Below are 19,286 nucleotides of genomic sequence, written 5' to 3'. Positions count from 1 at the left end.
CGCATTACAGCGTGTCCAGCCTGCTGCGCAGGTGGCTGACATGCCCGCGCAGGGCCTGCAGCTGCGGGCCCTGCATCTTCTTCAACTGGCGGTACACCATGCCCAGGCGAGAGTTGCCGCCCAGCGCGGCTTCATGGTGGGCAAAGAAGTCCCAGTACAAGGCGTTGTAGGGGCAGGCGCGCTCACCCACTTTCAGCTTCTTGTCGTAGTGGCAGCCCTTGCAGTAGTCTCCCATGCGGTCGATGTAGGCGGCGCTGCTCACATAGGGCTTGGTGGCCAGCAAGCCTCCGTCGGCAAACTGGCTCATGCCGACCGTATTGGGCAATTCCACCCATTCAAAGGCGTCGATGTAGACGCCCAGGTACCAACGGTGCACAGCCGCAGGGTCCAGCCCGGCCAGCAGGGCGAAGTTGCCGATGACCATGAGGCGCTGGATATGGTGGGCGTAGGCGCCGCCGAGCGACTGCCCCACCGCATGCTGCAGGCAGCGCATGCGGGTGTCGCCGCTCCAGAACCATTGCGGCAGCGGCGCGGTGTGGCCCAGGGCATTGCGTGCGTCATAGCCGGGCATATGGGCCCAGTAGATGCCGCGCACGTATTCGCGCCAGCCCAGGATCTGGCGGATGAAACCCTCCACCGCCGCCAACGGCGCGGCACCGGCCTGCCACGCGGCCTGGGCCCGCTGCACCACCTCGCGCGGGTGCAGCATCTTGGTGTTGAGGGCGAACGACAGCAGCGAGTGGAACAGGTGCGGGCTGCGCGTGCTCATGGCGTCTTCGTACGTGCCAAAGTGCGGTAGCGTGGTGGCGATGAAGTGGTCGAGCGCGGCCACGGCCTCGGCCCGGTTCAGCGGCCAGCGCAGTTGCGCGGCCTGCGGCTTGCCAAAGCTCTTCACGCCGGCGGCCATGATGGTGGCCCACAGGGCGCTGTGGTCGTGAACAGGCCGCACATCGGGCGGCGTGGCCGGGGTGCCGGGCCAGGGCTTGCGGTTGTCGTGGTCGTAGTTCCACTGGCCGCCTTCGGGCTCGCCGGCCTCGTCCACCAGCACGCCATGCCGGTGGCGCATGCGGCGGTAGAAGTGCTCCATGAGCCACTGCTTGCGGCCTGAAAACACCTCGGCCACCTCGCTGCGGCTGGTGTAGAAGTGCTCGCTGCCCACGGCCTGGGTGGCAAAAGGCTGCTCTGCACACCAGTGGCGCAGCTGCGCATCGAGCCGCCACTCGTCGGGGTGCTGGTACTGAAGCCGCTGCGCGCCGTAGTGCGCCATGAGCGCGGCCAGGTTGCCGGGCACGGACTGGCGGTTGCTGGCGTCGTCGATGGCCACGTAGCGCACGCGGTGGCCGGCGCTGCGCAGGTGGCGCGCCAGGTCGCGCATGGCGGCGAAGATGGCAAGGATCTTCTGCGCGTGGTGCAGCACGTAGTCGGTCTCTTGCCGCACCTCCATCAGCACATAGACCACGCCGGCATCGCGCGTGGCAAACCAGCTGTGCTCGGGGTTGAGCTGGTCGCCCAGCACCAGGCGCAGGGTGTGGGCCGGTGCGGGCTGGCGTTGGCTCACGCCGTGCCCCACAGGCGGCGGTAGCTGCCGTCGGCATCGTGCTCTTGCGCCTGCCTGGCGGGGTTGAAGCGGCGGCCGCCGCGCGGGTCGGTGCCGCGCCCGGCGATGTAGAGCCAGTTGCCCTGGTTGCTGTACGGGTCGTAGTCCACCAGTTGCGACTCGAACCAGGCGGCGCCCGCGCGCCAGTCGCCCTGCAGCTCGTGGATCAGGTAGCTGGCCGCCACCTGGCGCAGGCGGTTGCTCAAGTAGCCTGTAGCAACCAGCTCGCGCAGGGCGGCATCCACCAGCGGCTCGCCCGTATCGCCAGCGCACCAGCGCGCGAAGCCGGCCGTGTTGTGGGGCGGCAGCGGCTGTGCCGAGAGGCCGCGCGCACGGTACAGGGTGCGCCCGCGCTGCAGGTGCAGCAGCCGAAAATAGTCGCGCCACAGCAGCTCGAACCAGAGCCAGTAGGTGCCCTCGTTGGCGCCGTGCTCGGCCTCGAACCGGCGCAGCGCGGCCATGGCATGCCGGGCCGAGAGCGCGCCCGTGGCCAGCCAGGGCGAGAGCTTGCTGGAATAGCCCAAGCCCGTGAGCCCGTTGCGGGTGGACTTGTAGGTGTGGGGGAGCCCGCTGGCCAGGTACTGCTGTACATGGGCCAGCGCGGCGGCTTCGCCGCCATCGAAGGCGGGCGTGCCGTAGGGGAAGGAAGAGCGCAGGTCGCAGCCTGCGCCATCGCCCACCACCTCCCCTGCCAGCCCGCCCGGGCCTGGTACCGCGCCTGTGGCACCGGCGGCGTGCAAGACCTCCTGCCACACCGCATCGGTCAGCGCGGGAGGCGGCGGCAACAAGGCCACGGGTGCCGACAGGGGCTGCAGCGGCTGGATGCCGGCCTGCTCCACGGCCTGGCGGAAGGTGGTGAATACGCCAGGCAGGTCGCCCACGGGCCAGGGCAGATCGCAGGGCTGCAACAGGCTGCTCTGCCACACGGTCTGCACCTGCAGGCCAGCGGCGCGCAGGGAGGCCACCTCGGCCTGCTCCTCGGGGGCGGCAATTTCTTCACACACCACGGTGGTGGCGCCCAGGGCGCGGACCAGCGCGGGCAGCACGGCCGCAGGCAGGCCCTGGCACTGCCGCAGCGGGTTGCCCAGCCGGGCCATGCCAGCTGCCAGGCCGCGCAGTGCGGCGCCTTCGAAGGCCTGGCGGTGCAAGCCTTTGCGGGCAAAGCCCCAGGGGGTGGCCTCCTCGGACGGGGGCTGACAGTGCACGGTCACCAGGTGGGTGGCGCCGCTGCCCAGGGCGGCGGCCAGCGCGCGCTGGTCGTGCAGGCGCAAATCGCGGCGGAACCAGAACAGCGCGGTATGGGCGGCGGTCATGGCGTGGCCGCGGCGCGCCTGCGCTCGCTGCGGCAGCGGTCGGAGCAGTATTTCACCGCGTCCCACACCTTCTCCCACTTCTTGCGCCAGGTGAAGGGCCGGCCGCAGTGCAGGCAGGTCTTTTGCGGCAGTTCGTGCTTCTTGCGCATGGGGGCAGTCAGGCTCACGCCAACACACAGCCATGCTGCCTGGAGGATGCCGTGGCCTTCATGGCTGGGGGTCGGTGCGTTGCTGGCTCACCCAGATCAGCGCCTGGGTGTCGATGCCCAGCGCACGGGCGCGCGCAACAAGCTGCTTGCGCACACCCGGCTCCAGCTGCTTGCTGCGCGACAGGATCCAGCAGTAGCTGCGATCAGGCCCCACCACCAGAGCCCAGCGGTACTCGGCATCGAGCGCGGCGACGTGGTAGCCGCCGTAGAAAGGTCCGAAGAATGACACCTTGAGCGAGGCGGTCTGCGCATCGCCCGTGAACAAGGCCTTGCCCACGGCCTGGCGCCATTCGCCGCCCTGGCTGCCCTTGGTGGTGTCAAAGCCCCGGTTGGTCACGCGCACGCTGCCGTCCGCCTGGCGCTGGTAGGTTGCGCTCACGTCCGTCATGCCGCGCTCGAAGGAATGGTCGAGCCGGGCTACCTCGTACCAGCGGCCCTCGTAGCGTGCCAGGTCAAATGGCGTGACGGGGGTGATGCCGCTCGGCGGGGCAGTGGATGAGCAGGCGGCCATGGCCAGTGCCATGGAGGCCAGCAAGGCCAGTGCGGCGCGGCGAAGCCAGGAGGATGCGGTGGTGGGCATGGGCGATGAAGTCAAAAAACCGTTGCGCCCCCAAAAGCCCGACGGGCGAGACTCCTGGGGAACTGCGCAGAGGATGCGTGCAGCCTACTTGGGCAAAAGCACCCGGTCCACCGTGTGCACCACGCCATTGCTGGCAAAGACATCGGTGGCGACGATGCGGCTGGTGCGCAGGCTCTGGTCGGTGATCACGAGGCTGGGGTTGACCGTGAAGCCCTGGCCCTGCACGGTGGCAATGGCCGTGTTGACGGGCACCTCGGCTTTCAGCACCCGTGCCGGTACCACATGGTAGGTGAGCACGCGGGTCAGCAATGCGGTGTCGGCCAGCAGCGCCTCCTTGGCCAGGCCCAGCTCGGCCAGCAAGGCCGCAAACGCGGCATTGGTGGGGGCGAACACGGTGAACGGGCCAGGGCCTTTCAGCGTGGCCACTAGGCCGGCCGCAGCGACCGCCTCGACCAGGATGCTGAAGTCGGGCACGGCCATGGCGGTGGCCACAATGTCCTTGTCGGCCGGCAGCAGCACGCGGTCCACCAGGTGCACCACGCCGTTGCTGGCCTGGATGTCGGTACTGGTGATGCTGGTGACGCGGTTGCGACCATCGGTGATCTTGAGGCCGTTGGCAGACTCGATCTTGAAGAAGCCGCCCGACACCGGGGTGATGGCCTTGCCCAGGGGCACGTCGGCACGCACCACCCGGCTTCCGAGCACGTGGTAGGTGAGCACGGCCGTGAGCAGGGGTTTGTTGGCCAGCAACGCCTCCTTGCTCAGGCCCAACTCGGCCAGCAGCGCGGCAAAGGCTGCATTGGTGGGGGCAAAGACGGTGAGGCTGCCCGTGCTCAGCGTGGGCGCCAGCCCCGCTGCCACCACGGCCTCGACCAGGATGCTCAGCTCCGGGGTGTTCTGCGCCAGCTCGACGATGTTGCGCTGTGCTTCGTCGTCGCTGCCCCCGCAGGCCTGGAGCACGGTGGTGCTGGCCCCCAGGGCGGCGGCCAGAAGGACGGTACGGCGGTTGAATGCGGTGTTCATGGGAATGTCTCCTCGCTGTCAGACAGTGGATGAAAAGACAGGGGACCTGCCCGACAAGCCCCCTTTCGACAGGCGGCGACCCGGGCCTTCGCTCGGCCGGGCGCACACACATGGCATGCCGCTTACTTGGGCATCAGCACCGTGTCGATGGCATGGATGACGCCGTTGCTGGCGGCGACGTCGGTGGCGATGACCTTGGACTGGTCGACCATCACGCCTGCGCTGGTGGCCACGGTGATCTCCTGGCCTTGCACGGTCTTGACCTTGCCGGCCTTGACGTCCTTGGCCATGACCTTGCCGGGCACCACGTGGTAGGTGAGCACCTTGGTGAGCGCCGCCTTGTCCTTGAGCAGGCCGTCGAGCGTGGCCTTGGGGATCTTGGCAAACGCTTCATCGGTGGGCGCAAACACGGTGAACGGGCCGGGGCCCTTGAGCGTGTCCACCAGGCCCGCGGCCTGCACGGCTGCGACCAGGGTCTTGAAGTTGCCGGCCTTCACGGCGGTGTCGACGATGTCCTGCGCCATTGCGCTGAAGGCGGCTCCTGCGGTAAGGGCCAAGGCAACCAGGGTCTTCTTCATGATTTCAGTCCTCCATGTGGGGATGGAACTCACACGCCAAGATGGGCGCAAAATCATTGTATGACCGATTGGTTTTTATTTCTACCAATCAGTTTTTATAAAACCAATTGGTTTCAATCCGACACAATTCGCACGCTCAATGGCGTCCAAAGACCAAGGACTGGTGCGCGGCTGCGCCCGCCATCGTGCCGTCGCCCACCGCCAACGGCAGCGAGCCGCCCTGGCGTGCCGCATCTCCGCAGGCGTACACACCGGGCACAGTCGTGGCCTTCATGAAATCGGTTTTGATGGTGCGGCCCAGGGGCCCGTCCTCAAACTCGCAGCCCAGCTGCGCGGCCACCGGGCTGACCACCTCGACGCGGCTCAGGGTGAACAGGCCGTCCTGCGCAATCACACGTCCGTCGCGCATCACGATGTCCATGGCACCCTCGATGCGGTCGATGAGCCCGCGCTCCAGCGCCACGCCGCGCGCCTGCAGCTGGGCCAGTTGCTCCGCATCGGGCTCGAAGGCACCGTTCAGGAAGAAGGTGGCCCGGCCCCAATCGGGCAGCATCAGCGCGACATGCATGGACAAGGGCGATACGCCCAGGGCGCCCAGCCGGCCCTGGTTGAGCTCGTAGCCATGGCAGTAGGGGCAGTGGAAGACATGGCGCCCCCAGCGCTCGGCCAGGCCAGGCACCTCGGGCAGGTGGTCGATGACGCCAGTGGCCAGCACCAGGCGGCGCGCCTCGATGGCCTCTTGCTTCTCGCCAGCGCCATCGACCTCGATGCGAAAGCCCTGCCCTGCCTGCCTGGCCGCAGTCACCTGGCCGTGGCGCCACTCCACGGTCGGGTAGGCCATGAGCTGCTCGCGCCCCCGGGCGGCGATGTCGGCGGCGGGCGTGCCGTCCTGCGTGAGAAAACCGTGCGAGTGGGTGGCAAAGCGGTTGCGGCGCTGGCCGGCGTCCACCACCAGCACGCGCCGGCGCGCCCGCGCCAGTTGGGTGGCAGCGGCCAGGCCGGCATAGCTGCCGCCGATCACGATGGCGTCGTAGTGCATGTCGGGTTCCTTTCTTGATTCACGATACTTTTGAAGTTTCATGATAGAACAGGATCACATCTCATGCAACTTACAATGATTCAAGACCACAACACGACCAGGATCTCCATGCGCAGTGACAGCCGTTTGTCCAGGATGCTCCACGTGCTGCTGCACATGGCGCGGCACGACGCGCCCTTCACCTCCGAGCAGATCGCCACCATGCTGGGCACCAACCCCGTGGTGGTGCGCCGCACGATGGCGGGCCTGCGCGAGGCGGGTTATGTGCGGTCAGAAAAAGGCCACGGCGGCGGCTGGACGATTGCCTGCGACCTGGCGCAGGTGACGCTGCTCGACATCCACCACGCCGTGGGCGGGCCGCACCTGTTTGCCATCGGCAATGGCAGCGACAACCCCGAGTGCGCAGTGGAGCGCGTGGTCAATGCGGCACTGGACGATGCCTTGCGCCAGGCGGAAGCATTGCTGATTGAACGGCTGGGCTCGATTGCGCTGGCAGATCTGGCAAAGCAGTTCGATGCCGAGTGCATGGCCAAGGGGTGGATGGGGCATGGGCCTGTGGGACATTGAGGGTGCCTGCACAGCCCCGGCCTGTTCGGTAGTGCCCGGGTTTGGACCTTGCTGGCGCAAATTCCTGCAGATCCCAGGGCGGGCCTGCGGCCTTCGAGCCCCGTGCATCCCAAGTCAGGGCGCAAGCGAAATTTATTTCTTTGGGCAGGCCTCTGAAAACCCCGGAAATAAGCCAAGATGGGGATCTGGTCCCGACAGGCATCCGGGCATTCCATTGCAACTGACGAAAGAGTCCATGGTCCCTTTGCCGCTTTCCCTGGCTCGACAGGAGGCACTTCGCCTGGAGCTGCCGTTCATTGCAGACCTTTTGCGGGCCAGGCGCGCCAGTGAAATCAGCGAGGCAGCCATTGAAGACCTCGTCAGCCTCTGCTGGCTGGAATGGTTTGGGGGCAAGCTGAAGCTGACCCAGACGGGAACCAACATCTGCCAGCAACAGCGCGGCGCGGGCAGCCGTTCGACCGATTGGTGATGTGCCGATGGCTTGGCAGCCACCGTTCGCTCGGCGAACCGCTTCAGCACGCGTGGGAAAGAGAGGCTGTGCGGGCTTGCACCAGAGCCCGCACCTCAGCGAAGACCGCCTCCGCCAGCACTGCCGGGACACCCCAGTAATCAAAGATGCCGCCGTCTGCGGAGTTCTGCCCACAAGTGACGAAGACGCCCGTTCCGAAACGGCGCTTGAGATGCGTGGCGAGCCAGCCCACAAAGCCACTGTTGTCGGCACCTGCAGGGAAATGGAAACGGAAGACCCCGAAGAGGTCGCTGGCCGCATCGTCGCTGGGAACGAGTTGACTCCAGACGGCGTCGTCGCGCACCAGCGCCAGCGCGTCGCTGCGCGCCGACTGGGCAAACCCATCCAGAGGAAACTCCTGGAAAGCCCAGGTGCCGGAATAAATCTGCAGCCGCGCCTGCGAAATGACGCGCCGCAGCCGCTGATCTGTCTGTTCCGTTGATTCGCGCGAAATATCGACCATCGGAGTGCCACCGGACAAGTGTGAAGTTCGCCGTGATGATCCATGCACCTGGCGTTCTCTGCCCACGCCGTGCGGGATTGCCCTGGCACATGCCGGTAAATGGCGTGCATTCACCCTGCGGTCTTCGGTCAGAACGGCATGGCAGCGTGCCGATGAATGCGGCCTACTCAGCCACGCCCTTGGCCTCCAGCTCGGCCAGCCGCGCCTCCACTGTCGACCGGTAATGCGCCTGCACCGCCCCCGGCACCAGCCACTCGCGCAGCAAGGCCGCGCTGTTGCAGCGCTGGATGGGATCGAAGCCCCCAAACCCCAGCCCCGCCACGATCTTCCGGCACACCGCCTCGCTCAGATGCCGGTTGCCCGCAACGGCCTTGAGCAGATCCCAGCGCATGGTGTGCACGGGCGGAATTGCATCCAGGTCCTTGACCAGCATCAGCTGGATCAGCGGGTTGCGGGTGTGTTCTGCCACGAACAGTGCGCGGGCGAAGTCCTGCTTCTGCTGGGTACTGAAAGCCTCTTCGTAGTCCGACTGGCGGCTGTTCTGCGCCACGTGCTGGGCGAGGTCGCGGTGCGCGGCGTCCAGGGCTTCGGGGCTGAGCAGGTCTTCGGCCGTGGCGTCGGGCGATGACCAGACGATCGTTCGCACCGCGTTGTTCGAGGTTTCGGTATCGGGGTCCCGCGCCAGCGCCTGGAGCACGTCCGGCGCAGTGCTGGTTTTCCTGGCCACCGCCCTGCGCACGGCCTTGCTGCTGTCGGCTGCCAGCAGGCGCAGCAGTTCGGGGTCGGTGCTCGCGTCTGCCACGCGCTTGCGCTGGGCGCTGTCGAGCGCCAGCACGCTTTCAGGGCCAGCCTTGGTAGCGGCACGGGGGTCGAAGGCAGCCTTGGGGGCTGCCGGCTTGGCATGGGGCTTGGCGATGTTCTTTTCGATGGCGGCCTGGATGGCGCCATCGGTGACTTGCAGCGCTGGAAAGCGCTGCGCCAGGTTCTTCTTTGACGCGAGGCTCACCTCGTCATGCTTGTCGCGCAGCAGGCTGAGCAGCGTCTCGCTGGCCGCATGGCGCGACAGGGCCAGGTTCAGGCGCTCGGGCTTGCGCGGGCTGTTCAGGAAGAAGCGCGTGATCTCTGCCGAAGCGTTGGGGTGCATGGCGATGGTCTTGCGCAGCATGGCGTCGTCCACGGGCAGCAGGGCTTCGAGCACATCGGGCGGGCACTGGGGGTGTTTGGCGAGCACGCGGGCGGAGTCGGGCACCAGTTCCTTGGCATAGTGGTCCTTGCGGCTCAGCCAGATGAAGCGCACCTGCTCGGGCGTGAGCTGCTTGTTCAGCACCAGCGACAGCTCCCAGGCGAAGAACCAGGTCCGGTTCAAGCCTTCGGCCACGCGACCGGATTGCAGCAGGGCAAAGATGAAGTCCAGCAGGACCTTGTCCTTGCTCTTCCTGACCTTGGTTTCGAGCTCCAGCAGCGCGTTGGCCAAGCGCAGCGGGCTGTGCGCCGCCGCCGCACCCGCGAGCGCGGCGTCGTGCGCGAGTTTGCCGGCCAGCACGGACTGCAAAAGGATCTGGTCGCTTTGGTTCAGGCCGCTGGCCGATTGCATGAAGCGGCGGCGCTCGCCGCTTTCGCTGAAGTGGGCATCCATGCCCTTGAACAGGGCCTCCAGTGCGGCAAGTTCTTCGGGGCTGGGCGGGGCGTCGGTCGGTTTCGGCATGGAAAATTTCTGGTGTTCATTCAAGACAGGTACTCGGGGGCTCACGCCTCTTCAAACACCACGGGCTCATCCACTTGTGCGGACACAATGGCTGTGAGGGCATGCAACACCTCAAGCCCGCGCGCTCCGGGGCCTCCGTGGAAGATGGCTAGCACCTCACGTGGCGCAAAGTGCAGCGAAAGAAAGGGCCAGCCGTTCGTGCCCGCAGGCACCGCCGACCACTGGAATGCGGCAACCGCCTGCCCGGCCTGGTACTCTGCACTGAGGGGAAACTGCCCCAGCAGCTCACCCACGACCTGCTCGACGCTGCCCTGCATCCCGCTGGGCAGCGCAGCAATGTATTCATACCCCATGGCTTGCGGCTTCGGTTTAGTGAATTGTCTGGAGGGTGAAAGTCTAAGGCTTGCAGATGGCCCGACGCTGGACAAAGCGTCCACCGCCGGGAGCCGCAGCCGTCGCCAGAACCGTTTCGCTAAGTTTTGTCGGCCGCTCTCAAGGTCCATCCGCGTCAGTCCAGCGGCGCCTGGCGCGGCGCATGCACCGCCATCAGCTCCACCACCCAGTCGATGAACACGCGCAGCTGCTTGCTCACATAACGGTTGGGCGGGTAGGCCACATGGAGCGGCATGGCATCGATGCGCCAGTCCGTGAACAGCGGCACCAGCGCACCGCTGGCGACGTGCTTTGCGGCCATGTAGTGGGGCAGCCACAGGGCGCCCAGGCCGGACAAGCCGGCGGTGAGGTAGGCGTTGCCGTCGTCGATGGCGAGCGCGTAGCGCCCGCCGACCTTGGCCGTCTCGCGGCCCCTGCGCATGGTGTAAGGCAGGTCACCGTCCCAGCGGTAGCGCACGATGCGATGGCGTGGGTCGCGCAGTTCATCGGGGTGGCGGGGCGTTCCCGCCTGGGCCAGGTAGGCCGGCGCGGCATACACGCCCAGCTGCAGGTCGCCCACATGGCGCGCGACCAGGCCCTCGTCTTTGATGCTGCCGCCGCGCACCACGCAGTCGACGTTGTCGCCGATCAGGTCGACCTTGCGGTCGCTGGCGCCCATGTCGAGCTGGATGTCGGGGTAGCGCGCATAAAACGCCGGCAGCGCCGGCACCAGGATGATGTTGGCCAGCGGGCTGGGCACGTCCACGCGCAGCAGGCCGCGCGGCACCGTGGGAGCGCCGGGCAGGTTGCCTTCGATGTCGTCGAGCTCGGCCAGCAGGCGCACCACGCGCTCGTAGTACACCACGCCATCGTTGGTGACGTTGACCCGGCGCGTGGTGCGGTGCAAGAGCTTGAGCTGCAGGCGCTCCTCCAGCTGCTGCACCAGCTGGGTCACGGTGGTGCGGCTTAAGCCCAGGTTGTCGGCCGCCCGGGTGAAGCTGCCCGACTCGACCACCCGCACAAAGGCACGCATGCCGTCAAACCTGTCCATCGAGTGGCCCTCCTGATTGTCCGCATTTTACAAACAGTGATGCAGGAGGTGGTGGCTTTATCCAAACAATGTACCGGCCTACAGTCGCTCCATCAACCAACCCATGGAGCCCCCAATGAGCCAACGCAAACCCGTTTTTCCCGCCGACCGCCACGACCTGTATGCCAACCACCGCTACTCGGCTGCCATCCAGTCGGGCGACCTGCTGTTCGTCTCCGGTCAGGTCGGCAGCCGCGGCGATGGCTCGCCCGAGCCCGATTTCGAGGCCCAGGTGCGCCTGGCCTTCGCCAACCTGCAGGCCACCCTCAAGGCCGGCGGCTGCACGCTGGACGACATCGTGGACGTGACCACCTTCCACACCGATCCGCAAAACCAGTTCGAGACCATGATGGCCGTGAAGAACGACATCTTCCCGGCCGCGCCCTACCCCAACTGGACGGCCGTGGGCGTGAACTGGCTGGCGGGCTTCGATTTCGAGATCAAGGTGATTGCGCGGATTCCTGGTTGAACGGGCCCTGAGGCCCGGGCGGGCGGAGGCAGCCTGCGGATCGCGGCACGGTGACCCGCAGGGGCAGTAACATCCGGGCAACCTCCGCCCAAGCCATGGCCTCTGACCCCCCCTTGCCCGAACTGATGGTGCGCGTCGCCTTGCAGGACCGCGCGGCCTTCCAATCCCTGTACCAGGCCACCTGCGGAAGTCTGTTTTCCGTGGCCTTGCGTATATTGAGGAATGAGAACTGGGCAGACGATGTGCTGCAAGAGGCCTACGTGAACATCTGGCACAACGCGGCGGCCTACCGGCCCGGCGCGGGCGCGCCGATGACCTGGATGATCAACATCGTGCGCAACAAGGCCATCGACGCCCTGCGCGCACGCAAGGCCGAGCTGGCGCTGACCAGCGACCTGGGCGACGAGGCCCTGGACGCCCGGGACGGCCTGGCCGCCGATGCCGCCCACGAGCCCCAGCAGCTGCTGGACGACAGCCTGGTGAAGGCGAAGATCGCCGGCTGCATGGGCACGCTGCCGGCCGCGCAGCGCCAGGCGTTGGCGCTGGCCTACTACCGCGGCATGGTGCACACCGAGATTGCCCAGGTGCTCAATGCCCCGCTGGGCACGGCCAAGGGCTGGGTGCGGCGCGGGCTGGAGCAGCTCAGGGCCTGCCTGGAGGCGGTGGGGGTGACGCAGCCATGAACTACCTGTTGCCTGAACGCCTGGACCGGCTGGCCCGCGAGTACGCGCTGGGCACGCTGGCCGGCCCTGCGCGGCGCCGCTTCGAGCGCGTGCTGCAGTCGTCGCCCGCGGCGGTGCAGGCCGTCGATGCCTGGCGCCAGCGCCTGGCGGTGCTGGACCTGGCCACCGTGCCCCGGCAGCCGCCCGCGGCCACCTGGCACCGGATCGAGCAGCGCCTGTTCGGGGCGCCCCTTCCAGCGCAAGCGACAGCGACCGCATCGGCCTGGCAGCGGCTGCTGCAGGCCCTGCGGCGCCTGCTGTCGGGGCGCACGCTCAGCGGCGCACTGGCTGGCCTGCTGCTGTGCGCGCTGCTGGTGCGCGTGGCGCCCGGCCTGCTGGGCCTGGAGCCCCGCGCCGATGCGCTGCCCGCCAGCTACGTGGGCTTGCTGCTCGATGCCGGCGGCAAGCCCACGCTGGTGGCCAGTTCGCGCCGCCAGGGGCGCCAGCTCACGGTGAAGCTGCTGCAGCCGCTGGCCGTGCCCGCCGGCCAGGTGGCCCAGCTGTGGGCCCTGCCCGAGGATGGCAGCGCCCCCGTGGCGGTGGGCGTGGTGCCCGCCAGCGGCTCGGCCCGCATCGCCCTGCCCGACACGTCAGAAAAGCTGTTCTTCACGGTGTCGCAACTGGCCGTGAGTTTCGAGCCCGCGCCGGTGCAGGCCGGGGGGGCGCCCTCGGGGCCGTTCGCGCTCATCGGGCATTGCGTCAAGGTCTGGTGAGGCCGGCGGCGCGCCACAAAAAAAAGATCGGCATCCCGGGGATCCGTCTGGCCTGGCCGACCGTAAGTAGCTTCGGTGCCCTTTTTGTTTCACCGCCCTCTGAATGAAGGAAGAACGCCATGACCACCACCCCAAGCACACGGCTCTTGCCCGCCCTGTCCGCCACCATGCTGGCGCTGCTGCTCGCCCAGGCGGCGCACGCTGCCGACCACCCGCCGGTGTTCCCGGCCCGCTCCGCAACGCCTGCCGGGGCTCCAGCACCCGCCCCGGCTGCGGACAAGCTGGCCCAGGCGCGCTACCTGACGCGGTCGCTGCAATGGCCGGCGGCGCTCGACGAGCTCCGGCGCATCAACGACACCGGCAGCGCCGACTGGCACAACCTCATGGGCTACACGCTGCGCAACAGCAAGGCGCCGGACCTGGCCGCCGCCGAGCGGCACTACGACGAGGCCCTGCGCATCGACCCGCGCCACCGCAATGCGCTCGAATACTCGGGCGAGCTGTACCTGATGAAGGGCGATCTCGACAAGGCGCAGGCGCGCCTGGCCACCCTGGGAAGCGAGTGCGGCCCCAGTGGCTGCCAGCAGCAGGCGCAGCTGCAGGCAGCGATCGAGCGCTATAAGGCAGCGGGCAACAAGTACGTGCCGTCGAACTGGTGAGAGCGGCTAACAAAACTCTTCTGGCGTCGTTGCCGCGTCTTGTCGTACTACCCGTACTGCCTGCGACGCAGCGCCTAGCCAGAACCGCTTCGCTGAGCTTTGTTATCCGCTCCAAGTAGCCTGTATCGTCAGCACCGCCCTTCGGGCGTGCCCTCCAGCTCGCCGAGCTTGTCCACCACCAGCGCGATGAAGGCCGACACGGCCCGCGGCAGGTGCCTGCGGCTGGGGTAGAGCACGGTGAGGCCCTGGCCCTTGCGCTGGTACTGGGGCAGCACCTGCACGAGCATGCCGGCCTGCAGATCGAGCCGCGCCATGCCGGCCGGCAGCAGCGCAATGCCCAGACCCGCCACGGCGGCGCGGCGCAGGGCCTGGGCGGTGTTGGCGCCAAAGCGGCCGGTGGCGGCCACCTCGTGCAGGCTGCCATCGGGCCCGGCCAGACGCCAGGTGCCGGTGCTGCCCGCATGGCTGGCCATGATGGCATCGTGCGCGGCCAGATCGGCCAGCGTGGCGGGCACACCGCGCACGGCCAGGTAGGCCGGGCTGGCCACCAGGCCGTCGCCCCGGGCGCCGAACAGCTGGCGGCCCACATAGCCCGAGTCGCCCACCTCGCCGCCGCGAAAGGCCACGTCGATGCGCTCGGCGATCAGGTCCGAGCGCGCGTCGCTGAGCACGAAATCGAGCCGCACACGCGGGTGCGCAGCCAGAAAGCCGGCGATCCACTCCATGGGAAAGAAATCGAAGAAATCCGCCGGCACCGCCACGCGCACGGAGCCAGTGGGCTCGTCGCTGCCCAGGCGCAGCTCCTGCCCGGCCTCCAGCAGGCCATCGACCGCGCCCGCGCAGCGCTCGTGGAAGGCCTGGCCCGCACTGGTGAGGGTGAGCTTGCGTGTGGAGCGCTGCAGCAGCCGGGTGCCCAGCTGCGCCTCGAGCTGCTGCACGCGCCGGCTCACGGTGTTGGGCGGCTGGCCCAGGCGGCGTGCCGCCTCGGCGAAGCTGCCGCTGCGCACCACCTGCACGAACAGGGCGATGTCGTTGAGGTCGAGCGCGGCGGTGGCGGCGGTGTCGGAAGCCATGTATTCACACCAAAAATGGATGAGTTCAATCCCATTGTGCCATCTAGTCAATCAATGGGGTGCACCCTCACCTCCATGGCATGGGGGCGCGTTGCCCCTTCACGAACCACCAGGAAGGAAAGCACCTATGACAATTTCGAAATTGCCCCACATCGGCCTCGTGATCGGCTCCACGCGCGAGGGCCGCTTTGCCGACAAGCCGGCGCAGTGGATCCACGGCATCGCCAGCGAGCGCAGCGACCTGACCGCGGAGCTGCTGGACCTGCGCGACTACCCCATGCCCTTTTTCGACGAGCCGCTGTCGCCCGCCTGGGCGCCGGTGAAGAACGAGGCCGCGCAGCGCTGGGCGCAGAAGCTGGCCACGCTCGATGGCCTGGTGGTAATCACCGCCGAGTACAACCACGGCCCCACCGCCGTGCTCAAGAACGCGTTCGACTATGCCTACCAGGAGTTCGCGCGCAAGCCCATCGGCTTTGTGGGCTATGGCGGCGTGGGTGCGGCGCGCGCCGTGGAGCAGTTGCGCCTGGTGGCCACCGAGGTGCAGATGGCGCCGGTGCGCAATGCCGTGCACATCGGCATGGTGGAGTTCATGGGCCTGTGGCGCAAGGGCAAGGCCTTCGCCGACTACCCGCACCTGGCCCCGTCGGCCAAGGGACTGCTGGACGACATGGCCTGGTGGGCCCGGGCCCTCAAGACCGCAAGGGAGGCTGTATGAGCGTCGAACTGGCAGAAGCCCCCGTGGCCATGGCAAGCCGCGCCATTGCCTACCGCACGCGCGGCAGCATGCACGGGCCCATCACCCGGCTGGTGAGCCCTGGCGATGTGGGCGAGTGGATCAAGCCCTTCGTGTTCCTGGACCTGTTCGCGTCGGACTCGCCCGAGGCCTTCCGCGGCTTTGGCATGCACCCGCATTCGGGCATTGCCACGCTGACCTACCTGATCGCAGGCGACCTGTCGTACGAGGACACGACCGGCAAGAGCGGCGAGCTGCACGCCGGCAGCGTGGAATGGATGCGTGCCGGCAATGGCGTGTGGCACACCGGCGCGCCCGTGGGCGATGCGCCATCGCTGGGCTTTCAGCTGTGGGTGGTGCTGCCCCCGGCGCTGGAGAATGCGCCCGCGCTCAGCCAGTACCTGGCGGCCCCCGAGGTGCCTCAGGCCGGCCCGGCGCGCGTGCTGCTGGGCAGCCATGAAGGGGTGAGCAGCCCCATCGAGGCGCCCTCGCCCATGGCCTACCTGGCCGTGCAGTTGCGCGATGGTGAACACTGGCGCTATGTGCCGCCCGCCGGCCACACCGTGGCCTGGGTGGCGGTGGCCACCGGCGCGCTGGATGCGGGCGGCCCGGTCAGCACAGGTGAGCTCGCGGTGTTCGAGGAGTCGGAGGCTGCCATCGACTTCACGGCCCGCGGCGATGTGCACTTTGTGCTGGGCTCGGCCGCCAAGCACCCGCACGAACTGGTGATGGGCCGCTACTCGGTGCACACCAGCCGCGCGGCGCTGGACCAGGGCGAAGCCGAAATCCGGCGCATCGGAGCGCAGTTGCGGCAAGAGCGGCGGCTGGGTTAGGTCAAGCGCATTCGGCAACTGGCCGTGCGGGCGCAGCCGTCGGGCTGCGCGCCGACCACAGCACCAGGGCCAGCGCCAGGGCCGCCAGGCCGGCCCCCGCCAGCATGACGGCGTGGTAGCCCCCGCCGCTGCCCAGCACCACGGCGCCCGCAGCCGCCCCGATGGCATTGCCCAGGTTGAAGGCACCGATGTTGATCGACGAGGCCAGCGCCGGCGCCTCGGCGGCTGCGCGCATCACCTTCATCTGCACCGGGGGCACCAGGCCGAAGGCGGCCGTGCCCCACACCACCAGGGCGATGGCCGCGCCCAGCTTGCTGCTGGCCAGCCACGGAAAGGCCAGCATGCTGGCGGCCACCACCACCAGAAAGCCCACCAGGGTCTTGTCGACCGAGCGGTCGGCCAGCTTGCCGCCCACGGTGTTGCCCACCGTGAAGCCCACGCCCACCAGGGCGAGCAGGCCCGTGATCTCGCCCGGCGTGGCGCCCGCAAAGGCCTTGAGCATGGGGTTGACATAGGTGTAGAGCGCGAACATCGCGGCCGAACTCAGCACCGTGGTCAGCAGCCCGTAGACAACCACCGGCCGGCGCAGCACCCGCAGCTCGGCGCGCACGTCGATGGGCGCCTGCTGGGCCTGGCCCTGCGGCAGCGCCAGCCGAACGGCGGCCATGGTCAGCACACCGAGCGTGGCGATCACCGCGAAGGACACGCGCCAGCCCACGCTGTCGGACAGCCAGGTGGCCGCCGGCACGCCGCCGATGTTGGCCAGCGTGAGCCCCAGGAACATGGTGGCCACCGCGCTGGCCTGCTTGTCGCGCGGCACCAGGCTGGCGGCCACCACGGCACCGATGCCGAAGAAGGCGCCGTGCGTGAGGCTGGTGACGATGCGCGCCACCATCAGGCTGGCATAGCCGGGCGCCAGGGCCGACAGCAGGTTACCGAGCGTGAAGATGGCCATCAGCAGCACCAGCGCCCGGCGCCGCGGCCAGCGGGCGAGCAGCAGCGTCATGAGCGGCGCCCCCAGGGTCACGCCGATGGCATAGGCCGACACCAGCATGCCGGCCGAGGGGATGGACACGTCCACGCCTTTGGCGATGTCGGGCAGCATGCCCATGGGGCCGAACTCGGTGGTACCGATGCCGAAGGCGCCGACGGCGAGTGCGGCCAGGGGCCAGGAGGACGAGGCTGTCGTCGGCCCGGCGGACTCGGTGGATGCAGGGGAAGGTGATGCGTGCATGGGGATCAGATCGGTTTGCGGGTTTACCCGGATGCAGCGATTGTGCGAAAGCACTCTTTCCCAGTAAAGTAGACAATCAAGAAAATACTTTTCGCAATACTGGGAATATGAAAGCAACGCTGGAAGAAGTGGAGGTGTTCCTCGCGGTGGTGGACACGGGCTCGCTGACCTCGGCGGCCGAGCACCTGGGCCAGCCGGTCTCCACCACCAGCCGGCTGCTGGCGCGGCTGGAGGACAAGCTGCAGACCACTCTGCTGCAGCGCACCACGCGCCGCCTGCACCTCACGGACGAGGGCTGCGGCTTTGCCAAGGATGCGCGGCGCATCATGGAGTCGGTGCGCATTGCCGAAGACCGGCTCATGGAGCGCCGGGGCCGCCTCTCGGGCCCGCTGCATGTGGATGCGGCCTCGCCCTTCATGCTGCATGTGCTGGTGCCGCTGATGCCGGCCTACCGCGCCCAGCACCCCGAGGTGGAGCTGGTGCTGCACAGCAACGAGGGCTTCATCGACCTGCTGGAGCGCCGGGTGGACCTGGCCATCCGCATCGGCGAGCTCAAGGATTCGACCCTGCACAGCCGGCTGCTGGGCCACAGCCGGGTGCGCCTGGTCGCCAGCCCCGGCTACCTGGGGCTCCACGGTGCGCCCGAAGATGCCGATGCCCTGCAGCGCACGCACGAGCTGATCGGCTTCACCCAGCCCGATGTGCTGAACCTCTGGCCGCTGCCGGGCAGCGATGGCAACCTGCTGCGCATCGAGCCCACGCTGCTGTCGTGCAATGGCGAGACCATCCGCGAGCTGGCGATCAAGGGCATGGGCATTGCCTGCCTGTCGGACTTCATGACCGCGCGGGACATCGCCGAGGGCCGGCTGGTGGAGGTGCTGCCGCAGCTGGCCATTCCCCGGACCAAGCCGGTGAACGCGGTGTACTATAAGCAGTCGGCCGTATCGGGGCGCATCGCATCGATGGTGGGCTACCTGGCCGAGGCCATGCGCGCGCCCGAGGCGCTGTGGGCAGCAGAACGCGGCCACTAAAGCAACGCAAAACCAAGTCTCTAGCGCGCCGCGCGCCCCGCTTTGGGCGGTCTGCGTCGTTGCAAATGCTCGCCATAGCACTGGCTATGGCTGCGCTTTGCGCCTGGCAGCCCATCCCAAACCAGGGCACGCGCCATCGCGAAAACTTGATTTCGCGTTGCCTCAACCCATAAATGCGAATGATTTGCAATAATACGCCTTGATGCTGGCATGGGCCAGCAGCAAAAAGGCATGCATTGAGCCACCCCCCAGCCACCCTGGACCACCCGCGCACCGGCGCAGCCGCACCCGCCGGAACCGGGGGCCCCGTCCCCTGGGCCGGCATCCTGAGCGTGCTGTTTCTGGGCGTGGCCGCCGGCACGCAGATGAGCGACCGCGGCCTGCAGGCCGTGCTGTCGCCCGCCATCCAGCAGGCCTTTGGCGTGGGGGACGCGGTGATCGGCGCGCTGCACGGCGTGGCCGGCATCCTCATCGCCAGCGCCCTGGCCGTGCCGCTGGCGCGGCTGGCAGACCGCTACCCGCGCAAGCACCTGCTGCTGGGGCTGATCGCGGCGTGGACCGTGCTCACCGGGGTGAGCGCGCTGGCGCCGAATTTCGCGCTGTTCTTCTCGGCCCGCGCGGTGCTGGGGGTGACGGAGTTCGCGATGATCCCGGTGGTCTATTCGCCGATACCCGACATAGGGCCTGTTCACACTGATTTCGGGGTCGCGAAGGCCCTTGCCGGCGTGCCAATCTAGGCGCGCGACGCCGCGTGTGCATGTGCACACGCAAGGAG

At 68.1% G+C, this 19,286-nt stretch carries 23 protein-coding genes; 10 read left to right on the top strand and 13 right to left on the bottom strand.

Annotated features, from left to right (window positions below; genetic code table 11):
- Window positions 1–4 precede the first annotated feature (4 nt).
- From AC3WOH_RS20160 to AC3WOH_RS20130, 7 genes are all read right to left on the bottom strand, one after another.
- A complete protein-coding gene (locus tag AC3WOH_RS20160; RefSeq protein WP_492231106.1) occupies window positions 5–1,558 on the bottom strand; it encodes a cryptochrome/photolyase family protein in 1,554 nt (517 codons plus the stop codon).
- Window positions 1,555–2,910 carry a DASH family cryptochrome gene (locus tag AC3WOH_RS20155; RefSeq protein ID WP_492231105.1) on the bottom strand — a complete coding sequence of 452 codons (1,356 nt, stop codon included), beginning with the start codon at window positions 2,908–2,910 and terminating at the stop codon, window positions 1,555–1,557. The genes AC3WOH_RS20160 and AC3WOH_RS20155 overlap by 4 nt, the downstream gene beginning before the upstream one ends.
- Entirely contained in the window at window positions 2,907–3,059 is a 153-nt protein-coding gene (locus AC3WOH_RS20150) for a DUF2256 domain-containing protein (protein ID WP_492231104.1), read from the bottom strand. The genes AC3WOH_RS20155 and AC3WOH_RS20150 overlap by 4 nt, the downstream gene beginning before the upstream one ends.
- A gap of 58 nt (window positions 3,060–3,117) precedes the next feature.
- The gene (locus AC3WOH_RS20145; RefSeq protein WP_492231103.1) at window positions 3,118–3,699 is read right to left on the bottom strand and encodes a lipocalin family protein; all 582 of its coding nucleotides are present in this window, start codon (window positions 3,697–3,699) and stop codon (window positions 3,118–3,120) included.
- Window positions 3,700–3,783: 84 nt separating this feature from the next.
- Window positions 3,784–4,722, bottom strand: coding sequence for a fasciclin domain-containing protein (locus AC3WOH_RS20140; protein WP_492231102.1), 939 nt, complete (start codon window positions 4,720–4,722; stop codon window positions 3,784–3,786).
- A 122-nt stretch (window positions 4,723–4,844) separates the two neighbouring features.
- Window positions 4,845–5,300, bottom strand: a complete 456-nt coding sequence (locus AC3WOH_RS20135) for a fasciclin domain-containing protein (protein ID WP_492231101.1) — start codon at window positions 5,298–5,300, stop codon at window positions 4,845–4,847.
- Between the two features lie 136 nt (window positions 5,301–5,436).
- Window positions 5,437–6,339, bottom strand: coding sequence for an NAD(P)/FAD-dependent oxidoreductase (locus AC3WOH_RS20130; RefSeq protein ID WP_492231100.1), 903 nt, complete (start codon window positions 6,337–6,339; stop codon window positions 5,437–5,439).
- 108 nt (window positions 6,340–6,447) lie between these two features.
- Between AC3WOH_RS20130 and AC3WOH_RS20125 the strand changes: the two genes are divergently transcribed.
- Window positions 6,448–6,906, top strand: coding sequence for an Rrf2 family transcriptional regulator (locus AC3WOH_RS20125; RefSeq protein ID WP_492231099.1), 459 nt, complete (start codon window positions 6,448–6,450; stop codon window positions 6,904–6,906).
- A gap of 235 nt (window positions 6,907–7,141) precedes the next feature.
- The gene (locus tag AC3WOH_RS20120; protein WP_492231098.1) at window positions 7,142–7,375 is read left to right on the top strand and encodes a hypothetical protein; all 234 of its coding nucleotides are present in this window, start codon (window positions 7,142–7,144) and stop codon (window positions 7,373–7,375) included.
- Between the two features lie 43 nt (window positions 7,376–7,418).
- On the opposite strand, the gene AC3WOH_RS20115 is transcribed toward AC3WOH_RS20120, so the two are convergent.
- The 4 genes from AC3WOH_RS20115 to AC3WOH_RS20100 all read right to left on the bottom strand — a co-directional run bounded on the left by AC3WOH_RS20115 (window position 7,419) and on the right by AC3WOH_RS20100 (window position 11,005).
- Window positions 7,419–7,877 (bottom strand): DUF6196 family protein, encoded by a 459-nt coding sequence (locus AC3WOH_RS20115; protein WP_492231097.1) that lies wholly within the window; start codon window positions 7,875–7,877, stop codon window positions 7,419–7,421.
- A 163-nt stretch (window positions 7,878–8,040) separates the two neighbouring features.
- Window positions 8,041–9,582, bottom strand: a complete 1,542-nt coding sequence (locus tag AC3WOH_RS20110; protein ID WP_492231096.1) for a hypothetical protein — start codon at window positions 9,580–9,582, stop codon at window positions 8,041–8,043.
- Between the two features lie 41 nt (window positions 9,583–9,623).
- On the bottom strand, window positions 9,624–9,935 hold the full coding sequence (locus tag AC3WOH_RS20105; RefSeq protein WP_492231095.1) for a hypothetical protein: 312 nt from the start codon (window positions 9,933–9,935) through the stop codon (window positions 9,624–9,626).
- 155 nt (window positions 9,936–10,090) lie between these two features.
- On the bottom strand, window positions 10,091–11,005 hold the full coding sequence (locus tag AC3WOH_RS20100) for a LysR family transcriptional regulator (RefSeq protein ID WP_492231094.1): 915 nt from the start codon (window positions 11,003–11,005) through the stop codon (window positions 10,091–10,093).
- Window positions 11,006–11,120: 115 nt separating this feature from the next.
- On the opposite strand from AC3WOH_RS20100, the gene AC3WOH_RS20095 reads away from it, so the two are divergent.
- The 4 genes from AC3WOH_RS20095 (at window position 11,121) to AC3WOH_RS20080 (ending at window position 13,607) form a co-directional block, all read left to right on the top strand.
- The gene (locus AC3WOH_RS20095) at window positions 11,121–11,513 is read left to right on the top strand and encodes a RidA family protein (protein WP_184856460.1); all 393 of its coding nucleotides are present in this window, start codon (window positions 11,121–11,123) and stop codon (window positions 11,511–11,513) included.
- Between the two features lie 95 nt (window positions 11,514–11,608).
- Window positions 11,609–12,196 carry a sigma-70 family RNA polymerase sigma factor gene (locus AC3WOH_RS20090; RefSeq protein ID WP_492231093.1) on the top strand — a complete coding sequence of 196 codons (588 nt, stop codon included), beginning with the start codon at window positions 11,609–11,611 and terminating at the stop codon, window positions 12,194–12,196.
- Window positions 12,193–12,948: an anti-sigma factor gene (locus AC3WOH_RS20085; RefSeq protein ID WP_492231092.1), complete on the top strand. Its 756-nt coding sequence runs from the start codon at window positions 12,193–12,195 to the stop codon at window positions 12,946–12,948. The genes AC3WOH_RS20090 and AC3WOH_RS20085 overlap by 4 nt, the downstream gene beginning before the upstream one ends.
- 119 nt (window positions 12,949–13,067) lie before the next feature.
- Window positions 13,068–13,607 (top strand): tetratricopeptide repeat protein, encoded by a 540-nt coding sequence (locus AC3WOH_RS20080; protein WP_492231091.1) that lies wholly within the window; start codon window positions 13,068–13,070, stop codon window positions 13,605–13,607.
- A 128-nt stretch (window positions 13,608–13,735) separates the two neighbouring features.
- On the opposite strand, the gene AC3WOH_RS20075 is transcribed toward AC3WOH_RS20080, so the two are convergent.
- Window positions 13,736–14,680 carry a LysR family transcriptional regulator gene (locus AC3WOH_RS20075; RefSeq protein WP_492231090.1) on the bottom strand — a complete coding sequence of 315 codons (945 nt, stop codon included), beginning with the start codon at window positions 14,678–14,680 and terminating at the stop codon, window positions 13,736–13,738.
- 127 nt (window positions 14,681–14,807) lie between these two features.
- Between AC3WOH_RS20075 and AC3WOH_RS20070 the strand changes: the two genes are divergently transcribed.
- On the top strand, window positions 14,808–15,395 hold the full coding sequence (locus AC3WOH_RS20070) for an NADPH-dependent FMN reductase (RefSeq protein WP_492231089.1): 588 nt from the start codon (window positions 14,808–14,810) through the stop codon (window positions 15,393–15,395).
- Window positions 15,392–16,246 carry a pirin family protein gene (locus tag AC3WOH_RS20065; protein WP_492231088.1) on the top strand — a complete coding sequence of 285 codons (855 nt, stop codon included), beginning with the start codon at window positions 15,392–15,394 and terminating at the stop codon, window positions 16,244–16,246. The genes AC3WOH_RS20070 and AC3WOH_RS20065 overlap by 4 nt, the downstream gene beginning before the upstream one ends.
- Window position 16,247: 1 nt before the next feature.
- On the opposite strand, the gene AC3WOH_RS20060 is transcribed toward AC3WOH_RS20065, so the two are convergent.
- A complete protein-coding gene (locus AC3WOH_RS20060) occupies window positions 16,248–17,480 on the bottom strand; it encodes an MFS transporter (RefSeq protein WP_492231087.1) in 1,233 nt (410 codons plus the stop codon).
- Between the two features lie 107 nt (window positions 17,481–17,587).
- On the opposite strand from AC3WOH_RS20060, the gene AC3WOH_RS20055 reads away from it, so the two are divergent.
- Window positions 17,588–18,511, top strand: a complete 924-nt coding sequence (locus AC3WOH_RS20055; RefSeq protein WP_492231086.1) for a LysR substrate-binding domain-containing protein — start codon at window positions 17,588–17,590, stop codon at window positions 18,509–18,511.
- Between the two features lie 236 nt (window positions 18,512–18,747).
- Window positions 18,748–19,248: an MFS transporter gene (locus AC3WOH_RS20050; protein WP_492231085.1), complete on the top strand. Its 501-nt coding sequence runs from the start codon at window positions 18,748–18,750 to the stop codon at window positions 19,246–19,248.
- Window positions 19,249–19,286: the final 38 nt, after the last annotated feature.

The sequence above is a fragment of the Acidovorax sp. FW305-C-20-28 genome, assembly GCF_058783375.1.
Note: the sequence above shows the minus strand (reverse complement) of the source record. Positions and strands in the feature narration are given on the sequence as shown.